Here is a 17,353-nt window from a genome sequence, read left to right as displayed (position 1 = left end):
AGATTGATTTATTTTAATTTTCATCTATGACTAAATTAGAAACAGATTTTTTAATTAACCATTTTTAAACGTTTACAATCGAATATGTAGTAGTTTTACGACATATGCATAACATAGTAGCGTATTAATTCTGCAAAATATTTTTAAAATGAATATTTATTCTGATAATATTTTGAATGTATTTAATTAAAACACGCCAAATCATTAACATTTAACTTCTTGTAAAAAATATTTTTTGAAGAAATTTAGAATTTTTTGGAGAGAGAAGGAGAAAAATAAAATATTTCATTCAAAACACTGTTTAATCATGTTATAAAATGCAGTAAATAATTACGAATAATATTGTTTTCTGAATTGTTCTGGCGTAAACTCAGTGTATTTTTTGAAGAATTTCACAAAATAAGAAGCATCCTGAAAATTGAGTAAATACGCAATTTCTGTAACAGAAATCTCTTTATTAACAAGTAACCGTTTTGCTTCTAAAACAATGCGACTTCTTATTAATTCACCTGCCGATGTTCCCAAAATATCTTTGCACAACGCGTTCAAATGATTGGGTGTAATGTACAACAATTCGGCATATTCTTTCGGTAATTTTTTGGTCTTGAAATTTTGATCGATAAGCGACTGAAAATTATTCAGCAACACTGATTGATAATCACTTGTTTTAATTTTTACAGCTTCCAAACTTCGTTCAATATCAATAAATAAATTCATCAAATGAAAACCAATTTTTAAATTCGAGAATTGATTATTTTCTTGATTTTCATTTATCATTTCCTCAAAATAACTTGAAATTTTTTCTTGTACATCTGGCGAAATTTCAACCACATGATCTTTCACCAAAATAGATTGTAAAAATCTAAATTTTTGTAAAATAGAAGAATTAATTCCAATCCAATCAAAAAAATTATCAGAAAAATTCACGACAAACCCATCATATTTTTCCTTAAAATACCATTGGTGTACTTGTCCAGGTTTCATAAAATACATTGTCCCAGATTTAGCCTCAAACTTCTCAAAATCGATCAAATGTTCGCCGCTACCTTCTGTAAAATAGACCAAATGGTAATAATTATGACTGTGAACTTCCTGCAAATGTGGATTACTATCAACATAACCTCTAAAACGATCGATGGAAAACAACTCATTACTATTTTTTTCGGTATTCAGGTTACAGATATCGTATGTTGGGAAAAGTTTTTTGGTCATTTTGAAACAAATTATCAAGTGTAAAAATAAAGAATATTTGAAAGGAAAAGTTTAACTTTAAACAATAGAACATCAAAAATGGAATTTAAAGAGAAAAAAATTATCTTACTTTCTTTGGATGGCGGAGGAATTAGAGGAATTATATCGTGTGTCATTTTAAAATACATCGAAGATAAATTAAAGGAAATTCATGACGAAAATGCTAAAATAGGCGATTATGTCGATTTTATTGCAGGTACAAGTACTGGTGCTTTAATCGCTTCTTTGTTATTATCTCCTTCTACCGAAAATCCAAAAAGAGCAAAACACTCGATTACAGATGCTTTGAATATTTATTTAGGCGAAGGGAAAAATATTTTCTCAAAAACATTCTGGACAATTCTCAATAATCCGTTGAGTGTGCTGAAAGATAATTTACCAACGCTTGTATTGGAAGAGCAATTAAAAATCGTTTTTGGAGAGGCAGAGTTAAAAGATATGATTCGTCCTTGCGCAATAGTTTCTTATGATACTGAGCATCAAAAACCAAAAATTTTCAATTCAATTGATGGAATTTCTCCTTTCCGAAATTTTTATGTAAAAGATATTTGTCGTGCTTCATCAGCTGCGCCAACTTATTTTGAACCTGCGAAAATAAAATCATTCGCTGATCAAGAATTTAGCTGTATTGATGGTGGTGTTTTTGCAAACAATCCGACTTTTGTTGGTTTTATCGAAACGCAAAAAATAAATTTCAATAAATACTTCAAAGATGAATTAAAGTATAATGGAACAGCACCTTTACAAGAATTTATTATCATTTCTCTCGGAAATGGTTCGCGTGCAAAATCTTATAAACACGAACATTTAACAGGAATTTCAAAATCTAAATGGGTAGATCCTTTGGTAGACATTTTTATTTCAACTGGCGTTGATATGGTCGATCAGGAAATGAGAAGTATGTTCGCTTTATTGAAGCCAAAATACCAACAAAATTATTATCGATTTAATCCTGAAATTCCAGAATCTGCATTGGATTTAGGAAATGTTTCCAACAGTAATATTAAAACGTTATTGGATGTTGCCAATGATTATGTAGCAAAACACAAAGAACATTTGGATGAAGTTGTTCAAAAATTAATTTTCAATCAAGTTGAAATCTCATAAAAAAAGGCTTTGAGTAAAATTTCAAAGCCTTTTCTAATTTCTATTTATTTCGAACATAAACAAATATTTCCTGTTCTCGATTCAATCCTCTATTATCCACAATACTTTCTAAACAAGCGTGACAATCTGTTACAATTCCCTCTCCATTGTAATTTGTATAACTTCCATTCTCTAGCGCAACAACATGCGGCTTTAACAAATCTGCATTCAGTTTTTTGCGTTCTCCAATCAAGGTGTACACATATTCGCGTCCAGTTTCGTCAGTAAAATTATCCACTTTATAAATTTGATCCAATTCTCTTTCGTGATCAATTATAACAAATAAGTAGTCTTTGTGGCTATCTTTTTCAAAAAAAATTCTTCTCATAGCTTCAATTGTTTGACTCAAATTTAATAAAAGAATATTGGTTTTACCAATGAAAATCAAAAAGTTTTAAGAGAATTTTAAAATATTATCAATTTCAAAACAGATTATATTTTACTTTTACATCAACCAAAACACAAAAATGAAAACTCTTCTAAAAATCTTGACTTTAGGATTAATTTGCCTTATTTGTCAACCAATTTTCGCGCAAAAAAACGCGAAATTAAAACATGACTTCGAAAAAATTATCATTTCAAAACATTCATTTACTTTTAATGGAGTTGTAATCGTTTCCAAAAATGGTAAAACGATTTATGAAAAAGTACACGGATTTAAGAATTTTGAAAAGAAAATTGCACTAAATAAATCAAATCAATTTGAAATTATGTCAAATTCAAAATTGTTTACGTCAGTTTTAATTTTGAAAGAAGTCGAAAAAGGTAAAATTGATTTACAACAATCGATTAAAACATATTTACCAGAAATCACTCAATCGTGGGCAGATTCTGTTACTGTACATCAATTGCTTAATCATACACATGGAATCCAAGATATAACAAAACCTTTGTTGTTCAAACCTGGAACAGAGTTCAAATATGGAAATTATTCGAATGTACTTTTAGGCAAAATCTTGACTAATGTTACCAATAAAACATTCCGAGAATTGGCTACAAATTTGTTCAAAGAAATTGGATTGAATGAAACTTTTGTTTATTCCAAGACCGAAAAGCATCAATTAGTACAAGGATACTTTTATCGAAATGATTCGCTTGTTCCCAATTATCAAACAATAATTACAGAAGAAGATTTACCTGCAGATGGAATAATTTCTACTGCGAATGATTTAGTAAAATGGAATAATTTATTACACAATGGTAAAATTCTACAACCCGAAACATATCAACTTTTGATCACACCTTCTACTCTTTCGCAACACGATGTTTTTGGGAAAATACCGCAAGGTTATGCCTATAACATCAGAAATATAACCGAAAACAACATCAATTACATTGGACATACGGGATTAGGAGATGGTTTTTCAGCGATAAATATCTATTTCCCGAAATCAAAAGTTAGTTTAGTTGTCTTGCAAAATATAATGCCAAATGCTTCGGAAGATTATTATTTTTACGAAAAACAATTCAAAAATAGTTTACTCGAAAGCAATTTAGTTAGGTAAAAATATTTATCTTCAAAACATTTATTAAGTAATTATAAAACAATATTTTTGGTATTATCCTTGTAGGAAAATTGTTATATAATCACGATCCAAAACGAATAAAATATAACCAATTGAAATTCAACTTAAAGAAAATACTCAAATATTTTTCAATTTCTATATTGTCAATAATTTTGTTATTAACAATTGCAATTTTTAGTTTACAGTTTCCTACTGTACAAAATTTTGTAAAAAATAAATTAGTTAATTACCTCGAAAATAAAATACATACAAAAGTACAATTAGACCGTGTTTATATCGATTTCCCAAACAGTTTGGTGATGGAAAATCTATACTTACAAGGACAAGATGTCGACACGCTTTTATCGGTCAAAAAGTTTGACGTTGGTTTGGATATTTGGCAATTGACCAAAAGTAAAGCAGATATAAAATCTATTGATTTGAGTGGCGTTCATGCGAATGTTATCCGTAAACCAGATGGGAAATTCAATTTCGATTATATTATCAATGCTTTTGTAACAGACGAAAAAGACGAAAGTCCTTCAAAGCCATTTATCATTTCGTTAGATAAAATAAAACTGAATGATATTAATGTTTCGTTCAATGATCATCAAGCGGCAAATAACATCAAAGTTCATCTAAATTCGTTTGATACGCGTGTCAAAAAATTCGATTTAGAGCAAAATTCGTATGGAATTGGCGATATCAATTTGGATGGTTTAAAGCTAAAATTGAAACAATATATTGTAAAAGAAGTTGCGAAAAAAGTAGAAGAAAAAGTAGATTCTTTGAATGATCAAAAGCCGATGAAAATTGAATTGAACGGAATTAATTTAACCAATTTTGATATCGATTATGGCGATGATATTTCTGGAATGTTTGCAAAAGTAAAATTCAAAGACTTCAAAACTAGGGTTAAAAAGCTTGATTTACAACAAAATTATTATGCGGTTGATGATATTTTGGTGAATGGTTTGTTGGTTGATTTTAATCAAAAAATGGTTAATAAAATCAAAGATAATAATGTTGATAAAATTGATCCAAATGCAAAACAAACTCCATTTCAAATTGGGTTGAGTAAGATTAATTTGAATGATATTAAAGTTAATTATGGTGACGAAAATTCGAAGACTTTTGCCAAAATTAACCTAAACGAATTTGAAACGAAAGTCAATAAACTTGACCTTGAACATTCTGTTTTCGATATCGAAAATATCTTATTGAAAGACGCTGATATCGAAGCGAATTTATTCCTTTCTTCGAACAATTCTACTTCAACCTCATCCACTTCTTCATCACCAATGAATTTGGTTTTGAACGAAACGAAATTAGAAAATGTAAAAGTAAAATACAACAATACTGCAGAACGTCGAACGGCTCAAGGAATGGATTTTAATCATTTGGATTTTTCTAAATTAAATCTTGATTTACGCGATTTTGAAATGAAAAATAACACATTTGCTGGACAAGTAAAAAGTGCAGAAATAAAGGAATCAAGAGGATTGAATATTCAGAAATTAACAACAGATTTCTTGTACGCAGATACACAAGCGTATCTGAAAAACCTTTATTTACAAACACCAAGAACCGTTCTTCGAGACGAAGTTATTTTGCGTTACAACACGATTAATGAATTAACTTCTCATCCGGAAAATGTTTTGGTGAATGCGAATATCAAAAACTCAAAAATTGGTTTTGCAGATATTTTAAATCTTGCTCCAACGCTTAGAAATACGACGCCTTTCGACAAATATCCAAACGCCATTCTGAGTGTTAACACCAATGTAAAAGGAAAAGTAAACGATTTATTGATTAATAATCTCCAAGTTTCTGGTTTGGATGACTTGCAACTTTCGGCTTCTGGAAGAGTGAAAAATGCGATGAATCCGAAGAATTTATTTTATGATTTGAACATAAAAAACTTCTCGACATCATCTAAAACGATTTACAATTTAATTCCGAAAAATACTATTCCAAATAACATTAGAATTCCTTCAAAGCTTTCTGTCAAAGGAAAAGCGAAAGGAACAACCGAGATCATCAATACGCAATTGGCAATAAATTCTACGTTAGGAAATGCGAAAATTGATGCGATTGTGGACATGCTAAAAAAGGATGCCGAGAAATATAATGTCAAAGCAGATCTACAAAACTTGGATATTGGAACGCTTATTAGCAACAAAGAGTTAGGTAAAATAACAGGAAAAATTAATGCTATTGGAACAAGTTTCAACCCTGAAAAAATGGTTACAAAACTTTCAGGAACCGTTTCATCAGCTTATTACAATAAATATACTTATCAAAATATAGCACTCGATGCAAAAGTGAATCATGGAGCGTTTGATGCTCATGTTTTCTCGAAAGATCCGAATGCGAATCTTAATTTGACAGCTTCTGGCGTGTACAAAAAAGATTTATCTAATGTAAAATTGAACGGAAATATTGTCAAATTAGATGTTCAAAAACTTGGTTTTTACAACGAACCAATGATTGTTGCAGGAGAAATTGATGCCAATTTTGCTGATTTAAATCCAGATAATTTAAATGGTTCTTTATATCTAAAAAACTTTGCATTATCCAATACAAAAGATATTTTTCCAATGCAAGAAGTGAGCTTGATTGCGACTTCAACTGCTGATTCTAATCAAATTAATTTGACTTCGCAGTTGGCCGATTTGGATATGAAAGGAAAATTTAAATTGACACAAATTTTTGGTTCGCTAACTTCAACTATTAACCAATATTATGAATTTCAGAAACCGAATAAAGAAGAAAAAATAGAACCTCATCAATTCTTTACTTTGAATGCAAAAATTAAAGATGATGAATTGATTCGAAGATTTGTTCCAGATTTGAAAAGTTTCGAAACCATAACACTTGACGCAACTTATGATGCAGATTCAAAACAAATCAATGTTGATGGAAAAATCCCAAATTTAACGTACGGAACAAATACAATTAACAACGGAGTTTTAAAACTATCCAACCAAAATGAAGCCTTGTTGTATTCGTTGAATGTGGATGCGTTAAAAAGTGAAAGTTTTCAATTGCAAAAAATTGATTTGAATGGTGATATTACAAATAATGTCATCAATTATAATGTTTCGACAAAGGATGCGAAAGATGCGACGCAATTTTTGGTGGCTGGAAATCTAAAAACACTGAATGATATAACGGAAATTAGTCTAAATCCGAATGGATTGGTTTTAAACTACGATCAATGGCAAGTTGGGGAAGGAAATTTAATTCAGTTAAGAAAAGACGGAATTGTCGCGCATAATTTCAGTTTGATGAACAATGGAAGTCAAATTTTGTTGCAGTCTGAATCGGAAAAAGGAACAAGTCCTCTGAATATTACCATCAAAGATTTCAAAATTGAAACCATTGCAGAAATCATTAAAAAAGATGATTTACCTGCCGAAGGAACAATCAATGGAACAGCTCAAATTAGAGATTTAAACAAAGGAATGACATTCAATGCTGATTTGACCGTTTCAGATTTAAAAGCTTTCGGAAATCCTATTGGAAATATTATAGCAAATGTAAAAAACACTTCTCCAACCACGATTAACGCTGACATTACCTTAGATGGAAACAGCAACAACATGAAGATTTTTGGAGATTATAACACCAAAGAAAGTGCGTTTGATTTAGCTTTAGATATCAATCGATTAGAAATGAAATCGGTACAAGGATTTACAATGAATCAAATCAAAGACACAGAAGGTTATATTTCTGGAAATCTAAAAATCGCTGGAACAATTGATAAACCGAGCATTTTAGGTCAAGTCAAATTTAATCAAGTTGGTTTAACGATTGCTGAAACAGGAAGTAATTTCAGAAAAATTGATGACGCGATTGATTTCACGAACAAAGGAATTGAGTTCAATCGATTCAAAATCAATGACAACGATAGCAATTCATTAACGATAAGAGGAGAAGTTTTAACGGAAACTTACCGTGACTTTGCCTTCAATTTAACAGCAAATGGACGAGATTTCAATGTCGTAAATTCAGAAAAATCGAACGATGCGATTATGTATGGAAAGTTAGCTGTCAATGCAAACTTAACGATAAAAGGTGATTTAGATTTACCGAAAGTAAACGGAAGTTTAACAGTAACTGATGACACGAATTTTACATTTGTTTTACCTCAATCCTCGCCTTCTTTACAAGAGCGCGAAGGAATTGTCGAGTTCATCGATCAAGATCAAGTGGCGCTTCAAGAAACGATTAAAACAGATGAATTAAAAGCCGAATCTAAAATAAAAGGGTTAGATGTCAGTGTAAACATTGAAATCAGTAAAGAAGCCAAAACGTCTATTATCATCGACAAAGCCAACGGAGATTTTGTAGAAATACAAGGTGAAGCCGAATTAACAGGCGGAATGGATCCTTCAGGAAAAATGACTTTGGTTGGCGTTTATCAAGTAGAAAAAGGTGCGTACGAACTTTCGGTGAGCTTATTAAAACGTCGTTTTGATATCCAAAAAGGAAGTACCATTACATGGACTGGCGAGCCAACTACAGCGAATTTAGATATCATGGCAATTTACAAAACAAAAGCCGCTCCTATTGATTTGGTCGAACAACAAATTTCGGGCTATTCTTCTTCTGAAATGAACATGTACAAACAACGAATCCCGTTCAATACCGAGTTAATTTTGAAAGGTGAATTATTAAAACCTGATATTAAATTCAATATTTCAATGGATAAAGACAATCCATCCATTGCAACTGCGGTGATTGAAAATACACAATCGAAATTGGATCAGTTGAAAAATGATGAAGCCGAAATGAACAAACAAGTGTTTGCATTATTGTTGCTGAATCGTTTTATTGGAGAGAATCCGTTCGAAAGTAAAACAAGTGTTTCTGCAGAAACAATGGCGCTACAAAGTGTAAGTAATATTTTGTCGCAACAATTGAATAATTTGGCGGATAATTTAATTCAAGGAATTGATATCGATTTGGGATTAGATACGCAAGACGATTACTCTTCGGGATCTAAAAATACTCGTACTGATCTGAATGTTGCAGTAAGCAAACAATTACTAAACGACCGATTGAAAGTTTCGGTTGGAAGTAATTTTGGTTTAGATGGTGATGCACGAGAAAATGAAAACATGACTAATATTGCGGGCGATATCATAATCGATTATAGTTTATCGCGTGATGGTCGATACATGTTGAGAGCTTATCGAAAAGATGAATACCAAGTCGCTTTACAAGGACAAATTGTAGAAACAGGTGTTGGATTTATTATCACATTAGATTATAATAAATTCAAAGAAATTTTCGAGAAAAGAAGAAAAAATAGAACGAACAGAGCAAATAGAAATACACAAAATCAAGAAGTGAAACCATGAAAAAATCAGTTTTAACCTATATCAAATTTATAACTTGTTCAATTTCTATTTTAGGTGTTTCTTCTTGTAGCAATACACGTTTTCTGAAAGAAGGTGAAATGCTTTACACGGGCTCTAAATTAACAATAGAAGGCGATTCGTTAAGCAAAACCGACAAAGCTGAACTAAAAGATAATCTCGAAAAAAATATCATCCCAAAACCTAATTCGAGCTTTTTGGGACTTCGTCCTCGCTTGTACATTTACAACATCACCAGCGAACCCAAAAAGCAAAAAGGACTGAAATATTGGTTAAAATATAAAGTGGGTGAAAAACCTGTTTTATTGGGAGATGTAGACATCGAATTCAATAAAAAAATTCTGGTCAATTATTCAGAAAACAAAGGATTTTTCAATGCCAAAGCACAAGATGATACAATAAGTAAAAACAAAAAAGCGGAAGTACATTATGTTTTGCAACCCCGCAAACGTTATTACATCAACCAAGTTAATTTCCCAAAAGACACCACTTTAGCGGTCAACAAGGAAATTAAAAAAACGCAAGCAAATACCTTACTGAAAGATAAGCAACCTTTCGATTTGGATGTGATTAAAGCTGAACGAGAACGAATAGATGCGCGTCTGAAAGAAAATGGTTACTATTATTTTCATCCCGATAACATCATTGTACAAGCGGATAGTACAGTTACGAATAAGCAAGATGTTGAACTTTTTGTAAAGTTAAAAGATAAGACACCAGAGCAAGCCAAACAACAATATAGTATTGACAAAGTAATTGTTTTCCCAGATTATAACATTCGAGAAGCGCGAAAAGGAATCTATAAAATGCCCATGAACAACGATTCCTTAGCCAAATATGAGCAAAATGGATTTTACATGGTCGATTCTAAAAAGATTTTCAAACCGAAAGTTTTTGACCGCGCGTTATATTTTAAAACGGGAGATATTTACAACCGAGCTGATCATAATTTAACCCTAAATCGATTAATTAATTTGGGTGTATTCAAATTTGTGAAAAATGATTTCGTGATTTCTGATTCAGTTAATCATAAATTTGATGTGTATTATACCTTAACACCACGCGAATTTCAGTCGTTGAGATTAGAAGTTTTAGGACGAACAAACTCGGCGAATTATGGTGGTGGTGAATTAAATTTAAACTGGACACATCGCAATATTTTCAAAGGCGCAGAACAACTAAAAATGGCATTATATGGTGCATTTGACATGCAATTGGGCGGACAAAAAGATGCGAATAATATTTTTAGAGCTGGTTTCAATACGCAACTTTCAATTCCAAGAATTGTAGCGCCTTTCAAATTTCATTCATCAAGTGCATTTGTACCGAGAACCAATATTGAGATTGGTTACGAATATCAAAACAGATCGAGATTATATACGCTTCATAATTTCAATACTTCTTTTGGTTACGTTTGGAAAGAGAATGCGCAAAAAGAACATAATTTAAAGATTTTTAGTGCAACTTTATTGTTTCCAGAAAAAGTGACAGATGAATACAACAGCAAGATTTACGATTCAATTGGAAATATCATCAACCCAAGTTTGAAACGCGTTGTCGACAAACAATTAATTTTTGGACCACAATATTCGTATACGTATACCACAACAATGTTACCTCGAAAAAGTACATTTTATTACCGAGGTTTAGTTGATTTAGCTGGAAATTTAACAGGATTAATTACAGGTGCGAATGCGAAAAAAGACAAGGAAAAAGAAATTTTCAAAATACCATTTAGTCAATATGCAAAAATGGAACATGACTTCCGTTTTTATCACAAATTTTCAGAAAAATCATCAATAGCCACACGATTCATTGGAGGAATAGCCTATCCATATGGAAACTCTGAATTTGTTCCTTATTCAAAACAATTTTTTGTAGGAGGAAGTAATAGTATTCGTGCATTTAGAGCACGAACATTAGGGCCAGGAAGTTATGATCCTCGCAATCAAAATGCAAATTTCTTTTTTGATCAATCAGGTGATATTAAATTGGAACTAAATGCAGAATTTAGACAAAAATTATTCAGCTTTCTTAATCTCGCCTTGTTTGTTGATGCTGGAAACATTTGGTTAATTAACGAAGATGAAACACGTCCAGGTGCTAAGTTTTCAAAAGAGTTTATGAATGAAATTGCAGTTGGAGCTGGTTTAGGACTACGTCTAGATTTTAATATCTTAATTTTAAGATTAGATTTAGCAACACCGCTTCGTGTCCCATATTATGAAAAAAATGATCGATGGACATTTGATAAGATTGATTTCGGAGATAAAGCATGGCGAAAAGATAATTTAATTTTGAATATTGCCATTGGATATCCGTTCTAAGCAAAGCGTAAAGCAAAAATAAAAAAAATGAGCGTCACAATGGACGCTCATTTTTTTTATTTAATCATATATTTATTTCAAATCAAAACGATCTGCATTCATCACTTTATTCCAAGCTGCCACGAAATCGTTGATAAATTTATCTTGAGCATCTTCTTGAGCATACACCTCAGCTACAGCTCTTAATTCAGAATTTGATCCGAATACTAAGTCTGCACGAGTTCCTGTCCATTTAGGTGCTCCTGTTTTACGATCAGATCCCATGTAGATTTCTTTCGTTTCATCTGTCGCTTTCCAAACAGTACCCATATCCAATAAATTCACAAAGAAATCATTTGTCAATTGACCTGGACGATCAGTGAAAATACCATGTTTCGAACCATCATAATTCGCATTCATCGCACGCATTCCACCAACTAAAACTGTCAATTCTGGAGCAGTCAACGTTAACAATTGTGCTTTATCAATCACCAATTCTTCTGTCGAAACAGATCTTCTTGTGTTTTTGCGGTAGTTTTTAACCCCATCTGCAATTGTTTCTAAGTACGCTACAGATTCAACCTCTGTTTCCTCTTGCGTTGCATCTCCACGACCTGCTGCAAACGGAACTGTAATTGTTTTTCCAGCATCTTTTGCTGCTTTTTCAATCGCTGCATTTCCTCCTAAGACAATTAAATCGGCAATCGAAACTTGTTTTGACGAATTCGCTGAATTAAATTCTTGTTGAATATTTTCTAAAGCTGTTAAGACTTTATTCAATTGAATTGGATTATTTGCTTCCCAATTTTTCATTGGTTCCAAACGAATACGCGCACCATTCGCTCCTCCACGTTTATCCGATCCACGGAAAGAAGAAGCCGAAGCCCAAGCTGTAGAAACCAATTCTGAAACAGATAATCCTGAAGCTAAAATTTTCGCTTTCAAATCAGCGATATCAGCCTCGTCAATTAATTCATGCGTAACAGCTGGAATTGGATCTTGCCAAGTGAATACTTCATTCGGTACATCTGCACCTAAATAACGAGAAAGTGGTCCCATATCACGGTGAGTTAACTTGAACCACGCTTTACGGAAAGCATCTTCAAATTCTTCTGGATGTTCTAAGAAACGACGTCCAATTTTTTCGTAAGCTGGATCCATGCGTAACGCAATATCCGAAGTCAACATCGTTGGGCGTAATCTTTTTGAAGCATCATGTGCATGCGGAATAATTTCGCCTACATCTTTTGCTACCCATTGATGAGCACCTGCAGGAGATTTTGTTAATTCCCATTCGAAACCAAATAAATAACTTAAAAATAAATTTGACCATTCTGTTGGTTTACTTGTCCAAGTTACTTCAATACCAGATGTAATTGTATCACCTGCATTTCCTGTTCCGTACGAGTTTTTCCAACCCAAACCTTGCATTTCCAAATCAGAAGCTTCAGGGTCTGGTCCTACATGATCAGCCGAAGCCGCACCATGTGTTTTTCCGAAAGTGTGACCACCGGCAATCAACGCCAATGTTTCTTCATCATTCATCGCCATACGCGCAAACGTATCACGAATATCGCGTGCAGAAGCCAAAGGGTCTGGATTACCATCTGGTCCTTCTGGATTCACGTAAATTAATCCCATTTGTACCGCAGCCAACGGATTTTCTAAATCGCGATCACCAGAATAACGGCTATTTGCACCACCACTCTCTTCTAACCATATTTTTTCAGAACCCCAATAAACATCCATATTTGGTTCCCAAACATCAGCACGACCACCAGCAAAACCTAACGTTTTGAATCCCATCGACTCTAATGCTACATTTCCTGTTAAGATAATTAAATCTGCCCACGAAATTTTATTACCATATTTTTGTTTGATAGGCCAAATTAAACGACGCGCTTTGTCCAACGAAACGTTGTCTGGCCATGAGTTAAGCGGCGCAAAACGTTGCTGTCCTTCACCTGCTCCACCACGACCATCTTGCACACGGTATGTACCCGCACTATGCCACGCCATACGAATGAAAAATGGACCATAATGCCCAAAATCTGCTGGCCACCAATCTTGAGAATCAGTCATCAAAGCTTTTAAATCAGCTTTAACAGCTTCTAAATCTAATTTTTTAAATTCTTCGGCGTAATTAAAATCTTCCCCCATTGGGTTCGATTTATTTGAATGTTGACGTAAAATATCAACTTTTAATTGATTTGGCCACCAATCTTGATTTTGTGTTCCTTCTCCTGCCACTGGTTTTGACATTGTACCATTGTGGAAAGGGCATTTTGAAATATCACCTCCTTGATTCTCCATGAATACTATTTTTTTATGTTTAATAATTTTTGTTTTGTAAATATCATAAATATAGTAATTTGTCTTATCAATTAAAAATCAAATTGTTTTATCAATCAATCAATTTATTTTATATAGAATGTAAATTAAATAGTTATTAATTATATTATAAAAATTGATTCGTTTATTTTTAATGAGTAAAGAGATTTCGAGAATCCTCTAGCTTTTAAGTTTATATCTGTATCAAGATAAAACTACATTTCACATAATATCAATGCATAGAAATTTTCAATCTTAACTTCAATATATCTTAACATCGTAAAATTATTATAGTCAAAAAAATGTTTATACATTTGTAACAATGAAATTTATAATTCTCATAATTGCATTATATGTTAATGTTCTATCATTTGTGCCATGTCAAGACACAAATACTAATAGAACGCAAGTTTCTATGGTGCATAGTGAGAAAGATAATTCAGATCATAAAGATCAATGTAGTCCTTTGTGCGTTTGTAATTGTTGTCAAATTACAATTTCATCAATGAAATTTACACGATTACTAAAAACTCCTAAAGTTTTTGAACCAAATACTTCCAAGAAAATACAATTCAAAAAGAATACAATTCAAAACCAATTGTATGCCGATATCTGGCAACCTCCTAAAATAAATATTGCTTAACGAGACGATTTCTTTTTTCGTCTACACATTGATTTCAATTGATATAAAATTGAAGTCAACACTTTTCTGTGCTCATTTATTTTGATAATAAGTGGGTAATGTTAATACAATTAATCAAATTATCTGTGTTAGATAAAATCATAAAATTTAGTATCCAAAACAAAATTGTTATTGGAATTATGACTGTATTGTGGATTATCTGGGGCGTATGGAGCGCAACAAAATTGCCAATAGATGCGGTACCCGATATTACCAACAATCAAGTCCAAATTATTACGGTCAGCCCTACTCTAGCTGGTCAAGAAGTAGAACAATTGGTCACTTTTCCAATTGAGCAAAGTATTGCGAATATTCCTGATATCGAAGAAACAAGAAGTATTTCTCGTTTTGGTTTATCTGTGATTACGGTAGTGTTTAAAGAAGATGTAGATATTTATTTTGCGCGTCAATTAGTCAACGAAAAATTAAAAGAAGCACAAGAAGACATTCCGCAAGGTGTTGGTATTCCCGAATTATCACCTGTGAGTACTGGTCTTGGAGAAGTCTATCAATATATTTTACATCCTAAAAAAGGAAGTGAGAAAAAATACAATTCAAAACAACTGCGCGAAATGCAAGATTGGATTGTTCGTAGACAATTAAACGGAACGCCTGGTGTTGCTGAGATCAATAGTTTTGGTGGAGAATTGAAGGAATACGAAGTTGCTTTAGATCCGAATAGATTGCGCGCAATGGGAATTAGTGTATCGGATATTTTTGATGCCTTAGAAAAAAATAATCAAAATACTGGAGGAGCTTACATCGATAAGAAGCCAAATGCTTACTTTATTCGAGGAATTGGAATGGTAACTTCTTTAGATGATGTAAAATTAATTCCTATAAAAAATGCGACGGGAACTGTTCCTATTTTTATAAAAGATGTAGCTGATGTAAGACTAGGACATGCCATACGATACGGAGCAATGACTTACAATGGTGAAGTAGATGCTGTTGGTGGTGTTGTGATGATGTTAAAAGGTGCGAATTCTAATGAAGTAGTTAATCTAATTAAAGAAAAAATACCAACAATTCAAAAATCGTTACCAGATGATATCGTCATCGAGCCTTTCCTTGATCGAACGAATTTAGTAAATCGTGCAATTAAAACAGTAGAAAAAAATCTGATCGAAGGTGCATTAATTGTCATTTTTGTATTGGTTATTTTTCTTGGTAATCTAAGAGCTGGTTTAATCGTTGCATCTGCCATTCCTCTATCCTTATTATTTGCATTAGGAATGATGAATGTTTTTGGTGTGAGTGCGAATTTAATGAGTTTAGGAGCTATTGATTTTGGATTGATAGTCGATGGAGCCGTTATTATTGTAGAAGCGACTTTACATCATCTTGGACTTAGAAAATCAACGCATCGATTAACCCAAAAAGAAATGGATGAAGAGGTTTTTCTTTCAGCTTCAAAAATTAGAAATTCAGCCGCATTCGGGGAAATCATCATACTTATTGTCTACATTCCTATTCTTACTTTGGTTGGTGTAGAAGGAAAAATGTTTACACCAATGGCTAAAACAGTTGGCTTTGCAATTCTAGGCGCATTGATTCTTTCGTTAACGTACATCCCAATGATGAGTGCTTTATTTTTATCAAAAAAGCCTACTCTCAAAGCTTCTTTTTCAGATAAAATGATGGTGAAAATCCATAAAGTTTATGAACCATTATTAGAAAAAGCAATCCGAATCAAATATTGGTTAGTTGGTATTACTGTTGCAATTTTTGCAGTATCAATTATTCAATTCAGAAATATGGGTGGCGAATTTATTCCACAATTACAAGAAGGTGATTTTGCTTTTCACTGTATTTTACCACAAGGAAGTTCCTTAACCCAAAGTTTAGAAACATCCATGCAAGCTTCTCGAATTTTAAAAGAATTTGATGAAGTAAAAATGGTCGTTGGTAAAACAGGTTCCGCTGAGGTTCCTACAGATCCTATGCCTCCTGAAGCAACAGATATGATTGTGGTTCTAAAACCAAAGGACGAATGGAAACGTAACATTTCTTATGAAGAATTAGGTGATGAAATGATGGAAAAACTAGAGGTTATTCCTGGTGTTTTCTTTGAAAAAAATCAACCAATTCAAATGCGTTTTAATGAATTGATGACAGGAGTTCGACAAGATGTAGCTGTCAAAATTTTTGGCGAAAATTTAGATTCGCTCTCTTATTATGCAGATAAAACCTCAAAAGCAATTCAATCTGTTGAAGGTGTTACAGCACCACAAGTAGAACGCGTAAGTGGTTTGCCTCAGATTAATGTTGAATATGACCGAATTCGAATGGCAAATTATGGATTAAACATTCAAGATGTAAATGATATGTTGAGTACAGCATTTGCTGGAAAAACAGCTGGACAAGTTTTCGAGAATGAACGACGCTTTGATTTGGTTGTTCGATTGGATAGTGCGCATCGAAAAAGCATTGATGACATTAACAATTTAATGATTCCTACAAGTTCTGGTAATCAAATTCCGATCTCTCAGGTGGCAAATGTGAGTTATAAATTAGGCGCTTCACAAATTAGTCGCGAAGAAGGAAAACGAAGAATTGTAATTGGTTTCAACGTAAAAGATCGCGATGTACAATCGGTTGTAAAAGATATTCAGACAAAATTAGACAATGAAATCAAATTACCTTCTGGCTATTATTTCACCTATGGAGGGCAGTTCGAAAATCTGCAAGCAGCTAGTCAACGTTTGATGATTGCTGTACCAATCTCCTTATTATTAATTTTTA

General features: G+C 32.6%; 9 protein-coding genes. 6 read left to right on the top strand and 3 right to left on the bottom strand.

Features of this window, described 5'->3' with window-relative positions; translation table 11 throughout:
• Positions 1–330: 330 nt before the first annotated feature.
• Positions 331–1,212, bottom strand: coding sequence for an AraC family transcriptional regulator (locus B2217_RS10265; RefSeq protein ID WP_180906100.1), 882 nt, complete (start codon positions 1,210–1,212; stop codon positions 331–333).
• Positions 1,213–1,290: 78 nt separating this feature from the next.
• On the opposite strand from B2217_RS10265, the gene B2217_RS10260 reads away from it, so the two are divergent.
• Positions 1,291–2,358, top strand: coding sequence for a patatin-like phospholipase family protein (locus B2217_RS10260; RefSeq protein ID WP_180906101.1), 1,068 nt, complete (start codon positions 1,291–1,293; stop codon positions 2,356–2,358).
• Between the two features lie 40 nt (positions 2,359–2,398).
• On the opposite strand, the gene B2217_RS10255 is transcribed toward B2217_RS10260, so the two are convergent.
• Positions 2,399–2,725, bottom strand: a complete 327-nt coding sequence (locus B2217_RS10255; protein ID WP_125349744.1) for a hypothetical protein — start codon at positions 2,723–2,725, stop codon at positions 2,399–2,401.
• Between the two features lie 139 nt (positions 2,726–2,864).
• On the opposite strand from B2217_RS10255, the gene B2217_RS10250 reads away from it, so the two are divergent.
• The 3 genes from B2217_RS10250 (at position 2,865) to B2217_RS10240 (ending at position 11,616) form a co-directional block, all read left to right on the top strand.
• On the top strand, positions 2,865–3,902 hold the full coding sequence (locus B2217_RS10250) for a serine hydrolase domain-containing protein (protein WP_291122508.1): 1,038 nt from the start codon (positions 2,865–2,867) through the stop codon (positions 3,900–3,902).
• Between the two features lie 320 nt (positions 3,903–4,222).
• The gene (locus B2217_RS10245) at positions 4,223–9,271 is read left to right on the top strand and encodes a translocation/assembly module TamB domain-containing protein (protein WP_280046426.1); all 5,049 of its coding nucleotides are present in this window, start codon (positions 4,223–4,225) and stop codon (positions 9,269–9,271) included.
• Complete coding sequence (locus tag B2217_RS10240; protein ID WP_280046427.1) at positions 9,268–11,616, top strand: BamA/TamA family outer membrane protein; 2,349 nt, start codon at positions 9,268–9,270, stop codon at positions 11,614–11,616. The genes B2217_RS10245 and B2217_RS10240 overlap by 4 nt, the downstream gene beginning before the upstream one ends.
• Positions 11,617–11,688: 72 nt before the next feature.
• Here B2217_RS10240 and katG read toward each other — a convergent pair whose 3' ends face one another.
• A complete protein-coding gene (katG, locus tag B2217_RS10235) occupies positions 11,689–13,908 on the bottom strand; it encodes a catalase/peroxidase HPI (RefSeq protein ID WP_291122506.1) in 2,220 nt (739 codons plus the stop codon).
• A gap of 340 nt (positions 13,909–14,248) precedes the next feature.
• On the opposite strand from katG, the gene B2217_RS16980 reads away from it, so the two are divergent.
• Complete coding sequence (locus B2217_RS16980; RefSeq protein ID WP_280061562.1) at positions 14,249–14,569, top strand: DUF6660 family protein; 321 nt, start codon at positions 14,249–14,251, stop codon at positions 14,567–14,569.
• A gap of 125 nt (positions 14,570–14,694) precedes the next feature.
• Positions 14,695–17,353 (top strand): efflux RND transporter permease subunit (locus B2217_RS10230; RefSeq protein WP_291122511.1); only part of this gene is annotated, 2,659 nt, incomplete at its 3' end.

This window comes from Empedobacter sp. UBA7620 (genome assembly GCF_002484185.1).
In the GTDB taxonomy this organism is placed as follows: domain Bacteria; phylum Bacteroidota; class Bacteroidia; order Flavobacteriales; family Weeksellaceae; genus Empedobacter; species Empedobacter falsenii_C.
Note: the sequence above shows the minus strand (reverse complement) of the source record. Positions and strands in the feature narration are given on the sequence as shown.